16 protein-coding genes are annotated in these 16,837 nt (G+C 42.8%); all 16 read right to left on the bottom strand.

Annotation, left to right across the window (positions count from 1 at the left end):
• Positions 1–11: 11 nt before the first annotated feature.
• The 16 genes from AC3E8G_RS07020 to glyS all read right to left on the bottom strand — a co-directional run bounded on the left by AC3E8G_RS07020 (position 12) and on the right by glyS (position 16,758).
• The gene (locus AC3E8G_RS07020) at positions 12–488 is read right to left on the bottom strand and encodes a toxin-antitoxin system YwqK family antitoxin (RefSeq protein ID WP_490677338.1); all 477 of its coding nucleotides are present in this window, start codon (positions 486–488) and stop codon (positions 12–14) included.
• Between the two features lie 24 nt (positions 489–512).
• On the bottom strand, positions 513–1,241 hold the full coding sequence (locus AC3E8G_RS07015) for a PoNe immunity protein domain-containing protein (protein WP_490677337.1): 729 nt from the start codon (positions 1,239–1,241) through the stop codon (positions 513–515).
• A gap of 273 nt (positions 1,242–1,514) precedes the next feature.
• On the bottom strand, positions 1,515–1,988 hold the full coding sequence (locus tag AC3E8G_RS07010; RefSeq protein ID WP_490677336.1) for a hypothetical protein: 474 nt from the start codon (positions 1,986–1,988) through the stop codon (positions 1,515–1,517).
• 350 nt (positions 1,989–2,338) lie between these two features.
• Positions 2,339–3,163, bottom strand: coding sequence for an NAD(+) synthase (gene nadE, locus AC3E8G_RS07005; protein WP_490677335.1), 825 nt, complete (start codon positions 3,161–3,163; stop codon positions 2,339–2,341).
• Positions 3,160–4,617 (bottom strand): nicotinate phosphoribosyltransferase, encoded by a 1,458-nt coding sequence (locus AC3E8G_RS07000; protein WP_414279914.1) that lies wholly within the window; start codon positions 4,615–4,617, stop codon positions 3,160–3,162. Before AC3E8G_RS07000 ends, nadE begins: the two co-directional genes overlap by 4 nt.
• A gap of 201 nt (positions 4,618–4,818) precedes the next feature.
• Complete coding sequence (trxB, locus tag AC3E8G_RS06995; protein WP_023027724.1) at positions 4,819–5,733, bottom strand: thioredoxin-disulfide reductase; 915 nt, start codon at positions 5,731–5,733, stop codon at positions 4,819–4,821.
• Between the two features lie 58 nt (positions 5,734–5,791).
• Entirely contained in the window at positions 5,792–6,019 is a 228-nt protein-coding gene (locus tag AC3E8G_RS06990; protein WP_006596860.1) for a DUF4059 family protein, read from the bottom strand.
• A gap of 195 nt (positions 6,020–6,214) precedes the next feature.
• Complete coding sequence (locus AC3E8G_RS06985; RefSeq protein WP_490677334.1) at positions 6,215–6,958, bottom strand: amino acid ABC transporter ATP-binding protein; 744 nt, start codon at positions 6,956–6,958, stop codon at positions 6,215–6,217.
• Entirely contained in the window at positions 6,955–7,761 is an 807-nt protein-coding gene (locus AC3E8G_RS06980) for an amino acid ABC transporter permease (protein WP_120701202.1), read from the bottom strand. The genes AC3E8G_RS06985 and AC3E8G_RS06980 overlap by 4 nt, the downstream gene beginning before the upstream one ends.
• 224 nt (positions 7,762–7,985) lie before the next feature.
• Complete coding sequence (locus AC3E8G_RS06975; protein WP_490677333.1) at positions 7,986–9,329, bottom strand: DEAD/DEAH box helicase; 1,344 nt, start codon at positions 9,327–9,329, stop codon at positions 7,986–7,988.
• 126 nt (positions 9,330–9,455) lie between these two features.
• Entirely contained in the window at positions 9,456–10,457 is a 1,002-nt protein-coding gene (gene mraY / locus AC3E8G_RS06970) for a phospho-N-acetylmuramoyl-pentapeptide-transferase (protein WP_023022314.1), read from the bottom strand.
• Position 10,458: 1 nt separating this feature from the next.
• A complete protein-coding gene (pbp2x, locus tag AC3E8G_RS06965; RefSeq protein ID WP_490677332.1) occupies positions 10,459–12,744 on the bottom strand; it encodes a penicillin-binding protein PBP2X in 2,286 nt (761 codons plus the stop codon).
• Positions 12,737–13,072 carry a cell division protein FtsL gene (ftsL, locus tag AC3E8G_RS06960; protein ID WP_006596866.1) on the bottom strand — a complete coding sequence of 112 codons (336 nt, stop codon included), beginning with the start codon at positions 13,070–13,072 and terminating at the stop codon, positions 12,737–12,739. The genes pbp2x and ftsL overlap by 8 nt, the downstream gene beginning before the upstream one ends.
• Before the next feature lie 12 nt (positions 13,073–13,084).
• Positions 13,085–14,035 (bottom strand): 16S rRNA (cytosine(1402)-N(4))-methyltransferase RsmH, encoded by a 951-nt coding sequence (gene rsmH / locus AC3E8G_RS06955; RefSeq protein ID WP_490677331.1) that lies wholly within the window; start codon positions 14,033–14,035, stop codon positions 13,085–13,087.
• A 395-nt stretch (positions 14,036–14,430) separates the two neighbouring features.
• Complete coding sequence (locus AC3E8G_RS06950) at positions 14,431–14,688, bottom strand: DUF896 family protein (RefSeq protein WP_023920274.1); 258 nt, start codon at positions 14,686–14,688, stop codon at positions 14,431–14,433.
• Between the two features lie 33 nt (positions 14,689–14,721).
• Positions 14,722–16,758 (bottom strand): glycine--tRNA ligase subunit beta, encoded by a 2,037-nt coding sequence (glyS, locus tag AC3E8G_RS06945; RefSeq protein WP_490677330.1) that lies wholly within the window; start codon positions 16,756–16,758, stop codon positions 14,722–14,724.
• Between the last annotated feature and the right edge of the window lie 79 nt (positions 16,759–16,837).

Here is a 16,837-nt window from a genome sequence, read left to right as displayed (position 1 = left end):
GCGATTTTGTTCTACTTCAAAGTCATGTCTCGTTTTGATATATCAACACCCCACTTCCTTGCTCTTTCAAAATCTGCCTCAGTCGGTTCTAATTTTTCATCGATAATATGGCCAGCCTCATCGTACTCAATATAAGTTACTCTTGCCCCTAAAACACAATATGTCTGTGATTTTAATGCGCCACTTTCATAGTATTTCTTTTGAAGCCCATCAGCTGCACCGCAATCTTGAGGATTGATACTTTCAATATTTCCATTAGGATAAAACAATACATTCATTCCATGACGGAACCCATCTTTAATATAACCATAATACTCTAATTTACCATCTGGATATAAATCATAAGCTAAACCTGTAAATGGAATTTCTTCGCCAGATTCGTTCTCACAAACAATCTGTTCATAATACCATCCACCCCAATCAAGCTCTTCTTCAAAACAAACACCATTTTGAAGCACTTCTTCTTTTGTTAAAATCTTATCTTCCATCATTTTTCAACCTTAGAGTTTATTTTATAGCGTTCCTTCCGCAACCAAATCATAAGGAAAATATGAAAGTCCTTCTAATTCCTTATAATCCAAGCCCTTAAGCTTGCAGAGAGCGCCTGATTCAAAGGACCAGTAACCATAATAATTATCAATATTATCTTTATGCAAGTCATACCAACCAGTATCCCGATGTCCAGGATACCATTTCTTGGTCACATATTCTTTAAGCAGCTTGAGTGCCTGTTCAGAATTCTCTTCTTCAATAATTTTCCTAGTAAAGCCATAGGGTCTTGGGAAATTATAGTTTATCCGAATCGTCCACTTTGGATGACGTGATTGAATCAAGTAATCTATCAAATAATCCTCTGGATCATCCTTTTTGACTAAGTCTACTAACTGATCAAAAATCCCCTCCTCAATATCTAACAGAATCCCAATAGAAAGAGCCCGAATCATTTGGAGATAGCCAGAATTGCTCTGCCAAACTGGAAGAAGGCTATTAACAAAATTAATGTATTCCTCCTTAAAATCTTCAATAGGATAACCTGCTGTATAGGTAGCTATCATTTTCTTTTCTTGATAAATAGAAATATCTTCTTTAGTTAGCCTAATAACTTCTTCAATTGGACGTTTATAAGGATTAATTCCTTGGTTAAGTTGGTCTAACTCTTGTAACCATTCCTTAATCATCATTTCATTAAATTTAATGAGTTCATTAATTTTCTCTTCAATAAAAATAGTATCTCTTTTCATCATTTTTCCTCTCATGGGCAAATGCCACCTGGTTTACTCTAATAACGAATCATGCATCCCCTTTAAATTGTCACTTCCTCTGGGACAGAATATTGAATCATGGCTTCTGTAGCTATCTTCTCAGACACCTCTTTGATCAAATGGTTATTCTCCGCCTCTTAACCAATTTTCCTGCTGAGCTTTTTCGGCAAAATCATGCGCCTTATCGATATCTAGGTTTGATTCCGTAGAACCTTCATTAGACCTACCATTTTCCTGGTCATCTCGACTCCCCTACTCCTCTTTCTCAACCACTGAAGAGGATTCGTATTCTTCAGACTCTTCTGTTCGACGCTCTAAAACTGATTCAACATCTCTGCTATCTTCGATAAGATTTGATTCCGTATCCATTTTTGAGATAGGATGGTAAAAGAAATGAAATCCAACAACTACAAGAGCCAGAGCTAAAAGAGCGATCATATTCCGTTTCCCAGCTTCTTCTTGAGGAATTTCTACTCCCTTTGTTGGTAAAGTCTTCCACTCAGGGTGTTCAAGCTCCGCCTCTTTTTTCGCATTGTAAACAGGTAAAATAAGAAACTGATTCATCAGAGAAAGAGCACCAATGCTAATCAGTACATAGACCATATAGCGAGAATGGTTGACTACCATCTGGATATAAAACACAGTAGCTATTAAAGCAATCAGTATATTCAGCATAAATCGAATCTTCAATTCTTTTTTTAGTTGAAGATATTCTTCTTTTGACATCCCTTTACCTCATTTCTTCAAAAAGACTGGCTTAACAACAACTCTAGGTCTTCTAGTGATGCTAATACCAAATCAACTCCAGTCTCATACTTTTATAGGAGCACTCTCTTAGACTCACTCCTTTTATTCCATTCCTAAACAACAAAAATCATTACTCTTATCATACCGGATTTGTTCCTCGATATCAAACTATCTACTAACTAGCGTTATTCTAATCTTCTCTCATAGCTAGACAATCCCTCTGCTAGCTTTTGAAATAAGAGTAAAGAAAAAAAGAGAAGATCCACTCGATCTTCTCTAGGCTTTTTTTGACCTATCTGGTCACTTTATCTGTCGACTTTTCTTACCTATCAACGCCAGAAGGTATCAAATACCGTAATCGGTAGATGACGTTTGTGTTGGCCTTTGTGCCACCAGTTTTCAATGGTTGCTTGAGCTTCCGGGCTAACTGATTTCCCTTCTAGGTAGTCATCAATTTCTGCATAGGTCACCCCAAGAGCTACTTCGTCAGCGATACCTGGCTTCTCCTCTTCCAAATCTGCAATCGGTACCTTTTCATACAAGGCTGGATCAGCTCCCAGTGCCTGAAGCAACTGCTTGCCTTGGCGCTTGTTGAGGCGGTAGAGAGGCAGAATATCGGCTCCACCATCTCCAAACTTGGTAAAGAAACCTGTGATATTTTCAGCCGCATGATCCGTCCCAATGACGGCTCCGCTATAAGCACCCGCCAAAGCATACTGAGCAATCATCCGGCTCCGTGCCTTGATATTGCCCTTGTTAAAGTCTGAGACATCCGTTCCTGTCGCTTCGACAGCACGCTCCATGGCATCGACCGAGTCCTTGATGTTCACGACCAGGCTGACATCTGGCTGGATGAAAGCCAAAGCCTTTTGGGCATCTGCTTCATCCGCTTGGACACCGTAGGGCAAGCGGACTGCAACAAACTGATAACTGGCATCTCCAGTCTCTGCCCGCATTTCCTCCATGGCTAATTGAGCCAGGCGACCCGCTAGGGTCGAGTCCTGACCTCCTGAAATTCCTAAGACAAAGGTCTTTAGAAAAGGATGTTTTTGCAAGTAATCCTTCAAAAAATCAATCGACCGGCGAATCTCTTCTTGAGGATCAATGACTGGTTTGACCCCTAATTGGGCAATAATGTCTTCTTGTAGGCTCATTCTTCTTCACCTCCCAAGGCTTTCTGACGCATCTGATCAATGAGGTCCATCTTATCTTGCCAAACATCCTTGGCCAAGTCCACTGGATAATGTTGTGGATTGAGGACACGTTTGTACTCATCCCAGAGCTTATCGAATTCCTTCCGAGCATAGGCTTGGATATCCATCAAAGCTGGCAATTCGTAGACTTGTTCCCCATCTTTGAAAATATCGACCAAGAGCGGGATGGCATCGAAATCTCGAACCGTCTTCTTGATATAGGTATAGGTCGGATGGAACATCTTAATTTCTGTCAGTTCATTGACATCTACTCCATCGTAAGTGATGTAATCCCCTTCAGATTTGCCTTTTTCCCGACTGGTAATCCGCCAAACTTGCTTCTTCCCTGGGGTTGAAACTTTTTCAGCATTGTTAGACAGCTTGATGGTGTTTCGCATTTGACCATTTTCGTCTTCGATAGCAACAATCTTATAGACTGCTCCGAGAGCTGGTTGGTCATAGGCTGTGATCAACTTAGTTCCGACACCCCAGACATCAATCTTAGCCTTTTGCATCTTCAAGTTGAGGATGGTGTTCTCATCCAAATCATTTGAAGCATAGATCTTCGCTTCTGTAAAACCAGCTTCATCCAACTGTTGGCGAACCTTTTTCGAAATGTAGGCAATATCTCCAGAGTCAATCCGCACTCCTAGGAAGTTGATACGATCGCCCATCTCACGCGCCACCTGAATCGCAGCCGGAACTCCGATACGCAATGTATCATAGGTATCCACTAGGAAGACACAGTTGCGATGGGTCTCAGCATAGGCCTTGAAGGCTTTATAATCATCGCCATAGACCTGCACCAAGGCATGGGCATGGGTCCCAAGGACAGGGATGTCAAAGAGTTTTCCTGCACGTACGTTACTGGTTCCGCTAGCGCCTCCAATAACGGCTGCACGGGTTCCCCAAATAGCCGCATCCATTTCGTGCGCTCTACGAGTTCCGAACTCCATCAAAGGTTCGTCTTCGATCACAGCCTTGATCCGAGCGGCTTTTGTGGCAATCAAGGTTTGGAAATTGACAATATTGAGGAGGGCCGTTTCAACCAACTGACACTGGGCAAGCGGTCCTTCTACTTGGACAATCGGCTCATTGGCAAAGACCAGGTCCCCTTCTTTGGCAGAACGAACAGTCAATTCCATTTTGAAATTTTTCAAGTAATCCAGGAAGGCTCCTTCGTAGCCTAAGGATTCTAAGTAGGCAATATCCGACTCTGAAAAACGTAGATTCTTCAAATAGTTGACAATGCGCTCAAGACCTGCAAAGACGGCATAGCCATTTTTAAAGGGTTGCTGGCGGAAATAGGCTTCGAAGACCGCCTTTTTATTGTGGATGCCTTGCTCAAAGTAAACCTGCATCATATTGATTTGGTACAAATCAGTATGGAGAGTTAAACTATCATCTGGGTACATATTTGATCCCTCTTCTTTTTTCTTACGTCATGGCACCAGTCACGCTCTGTTAACTGACACAGTCCAAAATAATATTAAACACATTATAGCACATTTTAAGCAGGACCACATGACTTTAATCCGGGCTAATCCCCATTTTTTATCGTAAAAAAGAAGGGATCTTCGCCTCTTTCCATCAGACGAACATCCCTTTCTTCTCTCTTATTCTTCGTGTTCAGTAATATATTTATAAGCTTCTTGACCGGCGACAGCGCCATCACCAACAGCTGTAGTGACCTGACGAAGATCTTTTTGGCGGACATCTCCAACCGCAAAGACACCCGGCACGGAGGTCTTCATATGATCATCAGTAATCACCCAACCTTGGTCGTCTAGAATACCGAGGTCTTTGGCAAAGTCACTGACAGGATCCAAGCCCACATAGATAAAGACACCCCCAGCTGCTTGCTCGCGAACCTCACCTGTTTGAACATCTTTTAAGACCAGACTGGTCACACGGTTGTCCCCTTTGATCTCTTCGACCACTGTATTCCAAGCAAAGTGAATCTTTTCATTGGCAAAAGCTCGGTCTTGAAGAACTTTTTGGGCACGTAGGGCATCGCGGCGATGAACAATGGTAACAGACTTAGCAAACTGCGTCAGGAAGATTGCCTCTTCAACCGCAGAATCTCCTCCACCAACAACCATGAGGTCTTCATCACGGAAGAAGGCACCATCACAGACAGCGCAATAAGAAACCCCACGACTATTTAATTCTTCTTCACCTGGAACTCCCAACAAGCGATGGTTAGAACCAGTCGCAATAATAACGGTCTTGGCTTGCAAGAGGCCATCATCTGTCGTAATTTCCTTGTAGCTTCCTTGATCCACAATGTTTTCGGCTCTACCGAACAAGTGTTCCACACCTAGGGCTTCTAGTGGCTCGAACATTTTTTCAGCCAATTCAGGTCCACTGATATTGGCATAGCCTGGATAATTCTCGATATCGGACGTATTGTTCATCTGTCCGCCAGGAATTCCAGCTTCTAACAAGGCAACCTTTAGATTGCTACGGGCTGCATACAGGGCTGCAGTCATACCCGCAGGTCCTGCACCGATAATCAGTGTATCATACATAAGCTTCTCCTTTAGTTGTAACTATCTTGATTCTAACTCCAATTGAACCATTTTGCAATTATCTTGCTCGAAGAATAAACAGAACTCCGATAACTGCAAAGGTGAGGACTGGAATTGTCATAATATCAATTAATAAAATATCATAGAGGTGTAATTGGCGTTCCTTAGCTGTTTTATCCGTCTTACGAGCCGCTCGCAAGCCTATCCAAATAGCTGAGGCAACCAACACCCCAATTGAAGTGATGATTAGGCTCTCGATATAGAGAGATAGCAATTGGTTTAACATAAGATCTCCTTAGTATCCAAGATTGGAATGAGGGGACGAGATGCCGATTCGTTTCGTTCACTATTAAATCAACTTGAAACTTCTATCTATGCGGAAAAATGAACTACATATAATCCTCTTCTCCTAAGGCACCTACTCAAAGAAAAATCCGAGTCTGAAACATCGCGTTCCAGACTCGAGCTCTTATATATTATATCAAACAAATGTTCGTTTGTAACTAGCAAAGAATTCTTTTGTCCGCTCTTCTTTAGGAGCTTTCATAATCTCTTCTGGAGTGCCAGATTCAATAATTTTCCCCTTGTCGAGGAACAAGACCTTGTCTGCCACCTGGGAAACAAAGCTCATATCATGGCTGACCAGAATCATGGTTTGACCTGCCTGAGCTGCTGCTGCGATGGCTTTTTCTACCTCTCCGACCAATTCCGGATCGAGGGCTGAAGTTGGCTCATCCAACAAGAGGACTTCCGGCTTCATGGCTAGGGCACGCGCCAAGGCTACCCGTTGCTTCTGCCCTCCGGACAAATGACGAGGGTAATGGGTTTCGCGGTCCGACAGACCGACTTTTGCGAGTTCTTCTTTGGCAATCTTGGTCGCTTCCTGGTCGGATAAGCCTTTGACGACGATCAGTCCTTCCTTGACATTGTCCAAAGCAGTCTTGCGACTGAAAAGATTAAACTGTTGAAAGACCATAGCTAGCTTTCTTCGAAGGGTCAGGATCTCGTCCTTACTGATGTTTTCAAAGTCCACCTTCTCCCCATTGATCTCAATGCTGCCACTATCTGGGGCTTCCAAATAGTTCAAGCTTCTCAAGAAGGTTGATTTCCCAGCTCCAGAAGAACCGATCAAGGCAACAACGTCCCCTTTTTGGACTTCCAAATCGAGATGGTCTAGGACCACTTGACCGGAAAAAGATTTTGATAATTGTGAAATCCGAATCATGCTGCTCGTTCCTCCTCTTGCAAGGTTTGGGTAACAACTTTTGGATCTTTGATAGCGAGTACCTGTTCGATCCAGCGCCCCAATTGTTCAATCAAAATATTAATGGCCCAGTAAATCAATGAAACAGAGATAAAGCGCTCGAAGTAACGACTGTCATTCCCCGACATAATCTTGGCTTGGGCAAAGATTTCCAAAACACCTGCATAAAAGGCCAGGGAAGTCCCCTTGGTCAAACCAATCAAAGAGTTGATCAAGGTCGGAGTCGCAACCACGGCTGCATTTGGAATAATAATCCGACGATAAACTTGAGCATTGGTCATGCCGAGACTCTTCGCTGCTTCGATTTCACCCGCATCAACAGATAAAATTGCTGCCCGAATGGTCTCACTGGCATAGGCTGCCTCATTGAAGGCAAAGGCTACAATGACAAATAAATGGGCTGGCACATCGTTGATATTAAAGGCTGTCCCATATTGTTGGTTAATGGCCTTCAATAGGAGCGGGATTCCATAGTAGGTCAGCATCAACTGGACCAAAATTGGTGTCCCTCTTAAAAAACTCACAAACAAGGCTTGGATCGGGTAGAGGATTTTTACCCGATTGATTTTGACAATGGCAAACAATAGGGCTAGCAATAAACCAAAAAAGGCTCCTGCCAAGGTTAACAAAATCGTATTTGGAAGCTCTTTTAAAATTCCGGGAATAGCTTCAAAAACGACGCGTAGGTTAAAGATTTCTCCTTCTGGTATCCATTTTAAAAACTCTTCGTACCAGCCAGATGCCAGATAAGTAGTTGTAAACATCTTCGTTACTTCCTCCCTCGATAATGAATCATTCTATCATATTTACAGTTAAAATGCTGAGTTTTGCTACTGATCGTTCGTAAATCATGCTTCAGGTCTGATGTGATAACAAGCAAGCATCTCCCCTAAGAGCAAAAAAATAGACTATCTATAGATAGTCTGTCACAAAATAAATCAGCGACCAAATAGTTAATTTTTATGGAAATCTTTAAATTTCTTTATCACTAAAAGGTTTGGCGTTTCGCCTTTCTTTCTGCTCGACCTCGAGCACGATTCTCAGCTCGCTTGGCTTTGCGACGTTTCTCGTCCACAGCCCATTTGATTTTTTTCTTGTAGCCTGGTTTGATTTTTTTCTTTTTCTTCTTGACCAAGCCGATCATCTCAATGTCGAGTTTTTCTTGGCGTTTTTCACGATTAGCCCGACGGTCCCGGTCATAGGTATCTTCGATAGTTCCAGCCTTCAAGACCTTAGGGACAAACTGGATCCCCAATTTTTCAAGCTCCCGAATGTCTGAGTCATCACTCGGTTGATAGAGGGTGATGGCTGTACCAGGAAGACCATTCCGACCAGTCCGGCCAACGCGGTGAACAAAGAAGGATAAGTCTTGTGGAATAGCATCGTTGATGACATGACTGACCCCTTCGATATCAATCCCACGCGCTGCCAAGTCCGTTGCCACGATATATTCAAAATCCAGATTTTTAACTTGGTTCATGATTCGCTTGCGCTCCCGTGGAGGAACCCCCCCATGGATTTTAGCGACCTTGAGCCCCTTCTCTACTAGAAAAGCATGCAAATCGTCCGCTCTGTCCTTGGTATTTACAAAGATCATAGCCAGATAAGGTTGAAGAGCCTGCGTCAGTTGATAAATCTGCTCGTTTTTGTCACGCCCCTTTGTCGATACCAACCAGTTATCAATGGTGTCCGAGATTACCGTTTTGGTTTTGATCTGCTCCATGACAGGGTTAGACAAATATTTCTTCAAGAAGGGTTGTAACTTTTGTGGAATCGTTGCTGAGAAGACTAAAAACTGAAGCTTCTTGGGAAGACTGGATGCAATCTTGTCTACCGTCGTCAAAAAGCCCATATCGAGAGTCATATCCGCCTCATCAACCACAAAAGTGTGAGCCTTATGAATAGCCAAGTCTCCAGAAGCGACCAAATCATATATCCGTCCAGGTGTCCCAATGACAATATGGGGTTGGGCTACTTGGAGCTTATCGATCTGGCGAGCCTTATCAGTTCCTCCAACGTAGTTGGCAATCCGAATTTCTTTTTCACAGTGGCTAGCAATCTGACGAGCCGCTTGGTAAATCTGTGTGGCCAATTCCCGACTAGGCGCAGTAATGACCACTTCGACATTGCTACTTTCCTCATTTAAAGTTTGAAAAATTGGCAAGAGGAAAGTATGGGTCTTCCCTGATCCTGTTTTAGATTCACCGACCAGATCACGGCCTGCTAAAACAATCGGTATCAGCTTTTCTTGAACTTCTGTTGCTTCGATAAAATTAATTTCTTTTAAGGCCTCTTGGATATAGTCCTTAAACTTAAAATCTGTAAATTTCATTCTCTTATCCTTTCATCATCTCCACTATTATATCAAAAAACTCCTCTTCCCGCTCTTCTTTTGGACAGCAATTCCTAGCCAGCGAAAAAGGCTGAGATCACATCCCAACCTTTTATGATTCATGGCTTATGAATTGGTCAAATAGTAGATCAAGAGGGTCAAGGCGCTCATTCCTGCACCAACACTCCAGAGAAAGGCATCGACCTTCCACTCAGACCATTTAGGACCATTACCTGACAGACCACCTAATTCTAAATGGTGATGGAAAGGCGTCATGCGGAAGATTCGGCGTCCTTCCCCTGTCCTTTTCTTGGTCCATTTGAAATAGGACACTTGGAGCATGACAGAGCTAGTCTCAAAGACGTAGACAATCCCAATCAAGAGCAAGGTCCACTCTACGTGGAGAGCCATGGATAGAGTCGCAAGCATCCCACCTAGTGCTAGGCTTCCAACATCTCCCATGAAAATCTTGGCCGGCTTGTGGTTGTAGACGAAGAAACCTAATAGAGCTCCAATCATACTGATGGTCACAAAAAGGATATCGATTCGTCTTTGCCAAACAGCGATGATGGAATAAGCGATCAAGCTGATGGTTACCGAAATGCTTGCCAAGCCATCAATCCCGTCCGTTAAATTGACTGCGTTTGAAAAACCAACCAACCAGAACAAGGCAAAGATAATATAGAAATGTCCCAAATAGACATCCCAACCAAAGACATTGAGAAGACTACCAGCTCCATGACGTTCAGAGAAGAGATAGAAAATGATCCCTCCCAACAATTGCAGGGCTAATTTTTGCTTGGGATTTAACCCTTCATTGATCTTACGAAAGACCTTTAAGAAGTCATCCAAGAAACCGACGATTCCATACAAGACCAAAATAAAGAGGATCAATTGAACAGGACGCGTAAAGTTCCCAGTTAGGAAGCTAAAGACAAGGGTGACAAAAACTGAAGTGATCAAGAAGACCACTCCCCCCATAGTTGGAGTGCCTGCTTTGGCTTTGTGTTGCTTCACATCTTCGTGCATTTGTTGGCCCGAAATATGGGCCCGTTGATAGAAACGGATAAAGGCAGGAATGCCAATAACCGTTAGAATAAATGATACTACTAGGGTAGCAAGTAACATATCAATCTCCTAATGTAATTGTTATTTTCTTCGTCTTCTTTAAAGCAGTTTCTACTTTGACGTTTTGTTTGCTCACACGAGAACCTTCCCCTTTATAGGTGATCTCAATGCCCGTCCATTCCGCAAATTTATCAACATTTTCCTTGGTCCATCCATACATATCCGGAACTGAATCCAAGTCATCTGTTAATAATAACACTTGCTCATTTGCTTTTAATTTCGTTCCTGCTGATACAGACATCTTTTTAATATTCTTTCCAGTTCCTAGGACAACAGGCTGGATCAGATTGCGACGCAGTTCATCTGCGAAGCCACCTGGGCTGATGGTCTGCTTCAAGTTCAATTCTTTCGACAAGGATTCTGCCGACGGCATCTTATAGGTGTCCTCTTTCGTGACTCCATCCAAGGCTTTGGTTTCCGTTACCAGATTCAACTCATCCTTCAAAGCAACCGCATCTTCCAATACTGGATTGACCAGTTCTTGCCAGCTCTTTGGACTAAAGCTAACTTCAGGCTGTTGAACTGTCACATACATAATAAAATCTGGGTCTTCAGCAGGTGTCATGACAACAATCGAGTTGATATTATCATTTTCGCCTTCCAAGTAGCCATTAGCTGTCGCAATTTGGGCTGTCCCTGATTTAACAGCAACATTTTGTCCAGCTACTTGGATAATGGGACCATCCGATGAATAGAGAGTACCAAATTGAGGGTCTGTCCCTACCGTAATCATGTAATTACGGGTCTGTTGGGCAGCCGAAGCGGATACTGGATTGCCGACAATCTCTCTTTGTGATTTACGAGCAGTTTCATGCTTGCCGTCGTAGATCGCACTGATAAATTTAGGCTCCAACATTTCCCCATCATTTGCAATGGCAGAAAATGCACGCAACATCTGCGTTTGGGTCACCGAAATCCCTTGACCGAAGGAAGACATAGCTTGAGTGACATAGTTATCACCTGGTAGGCCTCCAAAACTTTCGTCTCCCATTCCAAAACGTGTAGGAAGTCCGAACTTAAAGAGTGTGAGGTAATTCATCCAGACATTATTGCCCATCTTCTGTTCAAGCTTGGTCATCCCAATGTTACTTGAATAGGCAAAACCTTGGGCAATATTCATATAGCGACCTTCTGACAAGCCCATATTGATTTCCCAGTCTTTGATGGTCGCATCCTTCACTTGTAATTCGTTATTAAAATAAACCTCATTATAGGCTGGGAAAGTCCCATGATCAATCGCCGCTGCCAAGGTCATGACCTTCATAGTCGAACCTGGTTCGTATTGATCCTGGTACAGAATCGTGTTCCAGGTTCTCAGATTCTTAATATCCAAGCCTTCTTTGGTATCTGCATTATAGGTTGGACGTTGCGTCGTTGCAAGAATTTCCCCTGTTTTGGCACTGACCAGGGTCGCACTGACATATTTACCTTTCACCTTTTCTTGGAAGACATCCATACGCGTTTCGAGATAGGTTTGAAGTTCCGCAGAAAGGGTTGTGTATACATCCTTCCCATCTTCTGTCTTCACGGCAACCTTATCTGATCCCGGCACAATATTTCCGTTGCGATCCTTTTCATAGGTCACGACGCCATCCTGACCACCTAGGATGCGATCCAAAGACTTTTCGATTCCCGTTGTTCCCTGCAGGGTTTTATTGCCTTCTTTATCTTCTATCAATTGAGCTTGACCGATAAATTGAGAGGCAAAGGTCCCATTTTTATAACTCCGGTTTGGACTCGTCGTAAAATCAACACCTTTAATGTTGGCAGCTTCTAGTTCACTCCGGATAGCATCCATATTGCTATAACTGATATCGTTCCCCGCTGCACCAAAAGAAACCTGGTTGAGCTTCTTCTGAGACAGTTGTTGGACGACATAGTCTTTTTCCATGCCCAAATAACGATTAAAAACGTCCGCTACTTGGTTGTATTGACTTTCTTCAACGTATAAAACTTCACCTTTTGCCGATTTATAGGTTTTGTCAATAATCGCATAAACATTATAAGTCGTCGCATCCTCAGCAATAACAGCTCCATTTCGGTCATAAATTGTTCCTCGTTTGGCTGGAACAATCTCTGTTTTCTGATGGACTTGATGGGATAACTCAGATAAATTTTTTCCGAATTTGCTATCTGTGCCTATGATAACTGCAAAATTAATGAGAAAGATGAAGAAAACAAGAATGGAAAGCAAACTTAAATTCTTAGCTACTTGCCGACGATTTTGGTCTGGAAGTTTCCTTTTTTTAAGGGAATAACGAATGATTTTCTTCTTTAATTTACTCATCGCTACTTGAACTCACCACTTTTCGATTTTCTTTTTGGAGGGTCATCCCCTGAGAACTAGCTAACTTAGACAAGCGTTCATATCGAGTCAACTCATTGACTTCTTGCCGGATATCTTCTAGTTCTGTCTCTTTTGTTTTTAGTTCCGTATTGAGGTTTGTCAAATCGCTTTGTACTTGTAGAATCCGCGTCTGCATAAAAATAATACTGACAGCGAGAATAATCCCTGTTAGGACAATCGAGCCATAAAAAGCTTTTTCTACTCTAGTAAAGCGACGAATACGATCTTGCAACTGACTGCCACGAGATCGTAATGGTTGATCTGCCATGTTTATTTCCTCTTACTTATGAATTTTTCGAGCAACCCGCAATTTTGCAGAATGAGCTCGGTTGTTCTTCTCTAACTCTTCTTGGCTTGGAAGAATCGGCTTTCGAGAGACTAATTCCATTTTTGGTTTTAGGTCCTCTGGGATGAAAGGCAAGCCCTTCGGTACTTCTACTGTAGAAGCTTCTTTAAACAATTGTTTGGTCAAACGATCTTCCAAGGAATGAAAGGTAATGACTGAGATACGACCACCAACTGCCAATAAATCCATGGCCTGCTGGATTGATTCATCCGCCGCTCCCAATTCATCGTTGACTTCAATTCGAATCGCCTGGAAAATTTGTTTGGCTGGATGCCCCTTTTTCTTTAGTTCCTTAGCAGGTTTTGCAGATTTGATGATTTCAGCCAATTCTGTCGTCGTTTCAATCGGTTTTACCGCACGCGCTTGTTCGATCTTTCTAGCAATTTGCTTGGAAAACTTATCTTCCCCATACTTGAAAAAGATTCGGACTAGATCGTGGTAATCATAGTTGTTGACCACGTCATAAGCCGTCAAAGAGGCTTCTTGATTCATCCGCATGTCCAAGGGAGCATCTTTTTTATAAGAAAAACCGCGAGACCGCTCATCTAACTGGGGACTAGAAACTCCTAAATCATAACAGATTCCATCAATCTCATTGACTCCCAATTTTTGGAGACGTGCTTGAAGATTCCGGAAATTGTCTTTGATGAAGGTTACCATGCCCTTTTCAACATAAGGAGCTAATCGTTTCTCCGCATTATCAATCGCATGCTGATCCTGGTCAAAAGCATATAAATGCCCTTTTTCACTTAATTGACTTAATAAATATTCGCTATGGCCAGCTCCACCTAAAGTGGCATCCACATAGATTCCATCTGGCTTTACATCCAGCATATCAATCGTTTCATGGAGCAAGACCGTTACATGATGAAATTCTTTACTCATATCCTATCTATTTTACCACAAATCTGACCAGGATGCACTTGAGATTCTCTTCTCGATCCACTCACCATTTTCGGATAAAAAGTTCCCATTCTTCAAAAGCTCATCCTATCAACCAATAGACCTAGAGAAGCAATTTGTGATACAATAATTCCATGAAAGATAAGAAATACCTCCTCCTTGGCCTGCTAGTGGCCGACCTTATTGCCGTTTACTTTTTCCTACGCACCCCTGTCCCTTGGATTTTTTGGACAGCAACCTTCGTTCTTGCCGTCTCCATTTGGATATTTAAAAATCAATGGAAAAACTACAAAAATAGAGATAAGGATTCAGAGTAGCCCTTATAGAACAAGAAAACTCGATCAGTTCAACTTCTGATCGAGTTTTCTATTGTCTATTTATGAATTGGGATCATCCAAACTACGGCCATGCAAACCTTTTTCCCGTTGCACTTGGCGTAGTTTTTCAGGTGTCACATCGTTACCTTCTTCGTCCACCACCTTAATTCCTTCGATATGGTGACGAACGGAACGACGATAGCCTTCAATGTATTCTTCACGAAGTTTTGCTTGCTCCACTTCTTCTTCTGGCGTCAAACCTTCGGTTTTTTTCTTTTTAGCAAGCTCATTGATACGAGCGATTTTTTCAGGTGTCATAATAAGACCTACTTTCTACCTGTTACCAGGTACTTATTTTGTGTTCAATTGGTTGAAGGCTGCAACAGCGTTAGCTTTGGCTACAAGACCTGCAAGAAGGGCCAAACGGTTGTTTTTAACAGCCTCATCCTCTGCCATAACCATGGTATTGTCAAAGAAAGCATCAATGACTGGGCTAAGAGCAAAGAGTTGAGCTAATTTGTCACTAGCTGAACCAGTCAATTCAAGCTCTTCAATCGCTTTAGCAAGGGCTTTTTCTTGATCATTTTCAAAAAGACTGGCATCTACTGCTACTGAAGCATCTGCTTTTTCTGCCAAGTTGAAGGCACGAGAGAGGGATTCAACAGCCGACTTATAACCATCCGTCTTAGCAGCTTCTGAAAGAGCTTCAGCTGCTTCCAGCATATCAGCCACGACAAAGTTTGAACCAGCAAGAACAGCTTCTTTGATATCTTTTGGTGTGCGTCCCATCATCTTGTCCACACGCGCTTTGATGAAGTTAAGCACTTCTGCTTGATTGTCATAAGAAAGACTATCAAATGAAAGTCCGTATAGGCTGTCGATCAACTCATCCATAGGGATATGCCAGCCAAAGGCATCCAAGATACGAACAATTCCTTGTGTCGCACGACGAAGCGCATAAGGGTCGTTTGAACCTGATGGAATCAAGCCAACAGAGAAGAAGGAAAGGAGGGTATCTAATTTATCTGCAAGCGCAAGGATAGCACCAACCTTAGTCTCTGGAAGGGCTCCATCTGCTGAATCAGGAAGGTAGTGCTCACGGATAGCTGTCGCTACTGCAGGATCCTCACCAGCAAGGAGGGCGTATTTTTCACCCATGATTCCTTGCAATTCATCGAACTCTCCGACCATACCAGTCAAGAGGTCAAATTTGTAGATTTCAGCTGCACGAGCTACGGCTGCCCTTTCTTCGGCAGTCAAACCAGCTTGTTCAGCTAGTGATGCTGCAATGACACCGGCACGGGCCATGTGTTCTGAGAGAGAACCGATTTTTTCATGGAAAGTCACGTGTGCCAATTTAGCAACCAGGTCTTCAATCTTAAGTTTTTTGTCTTCACGCCAGAAGAATTCACCATCTTCAAGACGGGCCACCAAGACTTTTTCATTTCCTCGGATAACATTTTCCAAGTGCTCGGCGTTACCGTTACGGACTGAGATGAAGTTTGGTTTCAACTTACCATCAAGGTCACGTACAACAAAGTAACGTTGGTGGGTTTCCATTGAAGTCACCAATACTTCTTCTGGAACGTCCAAATATTTAGTGTCAAAGCTTCCCATGAAGGCAGTTGGATATTCGACCAAGTTCAAGACTTCATTCAAAAGTCCTTCTTCAATTTGGACTTGCACACCTTGTTCTGCTTCGATATCCTTGATTTGCTCACAAATCATGTTTTCACTCTCTTTGCTGTCTGCAATGACGTAAACGGTACGAAGGTCTTCTTCGTACGAATCCGCATTGGTAATTTCCACTTCATGTCCAAGGAAACGATGTCCGCGACTCACACGACCTGAATGGATATCCAAGAAGTCGAGGTCAAGCGCTTCATCACCCAAAAGGACTATCAAGGTGTGAACTGGGCGAATGTATTCAAATGTGTTGTTGGCCCAGTGCATGCTGACAGGGAAGGTCAATGAAGCAAGTACTTCTGGAACGCCAGCCAAGACTTCTTTAGCAGGTTTTCCAGCTTCATGTTTCGTCACGTAAACGTATTCTTCACCTTTGACTTCACGGAATTCGATATCATCAACCGTCAAGCCTTTTCCACGGACGAATCCTTGCGCTGCTTTTGAGAAGTTTCCATCTGCATCCAAGGCAATTTTCTTAGAAGGTCCTTTAAAATCTTCGGTCAAATCCGATTGTTGATCCGCCAAACCAATGACACGGACGGCCAAACGACGTGGTGTTGAGAAGGTTTGAATGCTTTCGTATGAAAGACGGTTGTCGTCCAAGAAGGCTGCCATTTTCTCACCCAGTTGTTTTTCACTTGGTGTGACAACGTAGGCTGGCAACTCTTCGAGTCCAAGTTCTACTAATAAGTTTTTTGTCATGTTTTTTCTCCGAAAAATATCTTTTTTTCCAGTTTGCCTTATGTGATTGGCACGCAAGCAACCGACTGCGTCGTTTCAT

Source organism: Streptococcus sp. SCPM-O-B-15294 (M123), from assembly GCF_058200455.1.
This window is presented reverse-complemented; position numbering and strand designations above follow the sequence as displayed.

Excerpts from the sequence above, each read along its gene's own strand:
- AC3E8G_RS07020 (WP_490677338.1), bottom strand. The coding sequence starts at position 488 with ATGGAAGATAAGATTTTAACAAAAGAAGAAGTGCTTCAAAATGGTGTT.
- AC3E8G_RS07015 (WP_490677337.1), bottom strand. The coding sequence starts at position 1,241 with ATGAAAAGAGATACTATTTTTATTGAAGAGAAAATTAATGAACTCATT.
- AC3E8G_RS07010 (WP_490677336.1), bottom strand. The coding sequence starts at position 1,988 with ATGTCAAAAGAAGAATATCTTCAACTAAAAAAAGAATTGAAGATTCGA.
- nadE (WP_490677335.1), bottom strand. The coding sequence starts at position 3,163 with ATGAGCCTACAAGAAGACATTATTGCCCAATTAGGGGTCAAACCAGTC.
- AC3E8G_RS07000 (WP_414279914.1), bottom strand. The coding sequence starts at position 4,617 with ATGTACCCAGATGATAGTTTAACTCTCCATACTGATTTGTACCAAATC.
- trxB (WP_023027724.1), bottom strand. The coding sequence starts at position 5,733 with ATGTATGATACACTGATTATCGGTGCAGGACCTGCGGGTATGACTGCA.
- AC3E8G_RS06990 (WP_006596860.1), bottom strand. The coding sequence starts at position 6,019 with ATGTTAAACCAATTGCTATCTCTCTATATCGAGAGCCTAATCATCACT.
- AC3E8G_RS06985 (WP_490677334.1), bottom strand. The coding sequence starts at position 6,958 with ATGATTCGGATTTCACAATTATCAAAATCTTTTTCCGGTCAAGTGGTC.
- AC3E8G_RS06980 (WP_120701202.1), bottom strand. The coding sequence starts at position 7,761 with ATGTTTACAACTACTTATCTGGCATCTGGCTGGTACGAAGAGTTTTTA.
- AC3E8G_RS06975 (WP_490677333.1), bottom strand. The coding sequence starts at position 9,329 with ATGAAATTTACAGATTTTAAGTTTAAGGACTATATCCAAGAGGCCTTA.
- mraY (WP_023022314.1), bottom strand. The coding sequence starts at position 10,457 with ATGTTACTTGCTACCCTAGTAGTATCATTTATTCTAACGGTTATTGGC.
- pbp2x (WP_490677332.1), bottom strand. The coding sequence starts at position 12,744 with ATGAGTAAATTAAAGAAGAAAATCATTCGTTATTCCCTTAAAAAAAGG.
- ftsL (WP_006596866.1), bottom strand. The coding sequence starts at position 13,072 with ATGGCAGATCAACCATTACGATCTCGTGGCAGTCAGTTGCAAGATCGT.
- rsmH (WP_490677331.1), bottom strand. The coding sequence starts at position 14,035 with ATGAGTAAAGAATTTCATCATGTAACGGTCTTGCTCCATGAAACGATT.
- AC3E8G_RS06950 (WP_023920274.1), bottom strand. The coding sequence starts at position 14,688 with ATGACACCTGAAAAAATCGCTCGTATCAATGAGCTTGCTAAAAAGAAA.
- glyS (WP_490677330.1), bottom strand. The coding sequence starts at position 16,758 with ATGACAAAAAACTTATTAGTAGAACTTGGACTCGAAGAGTTGCCAGCC.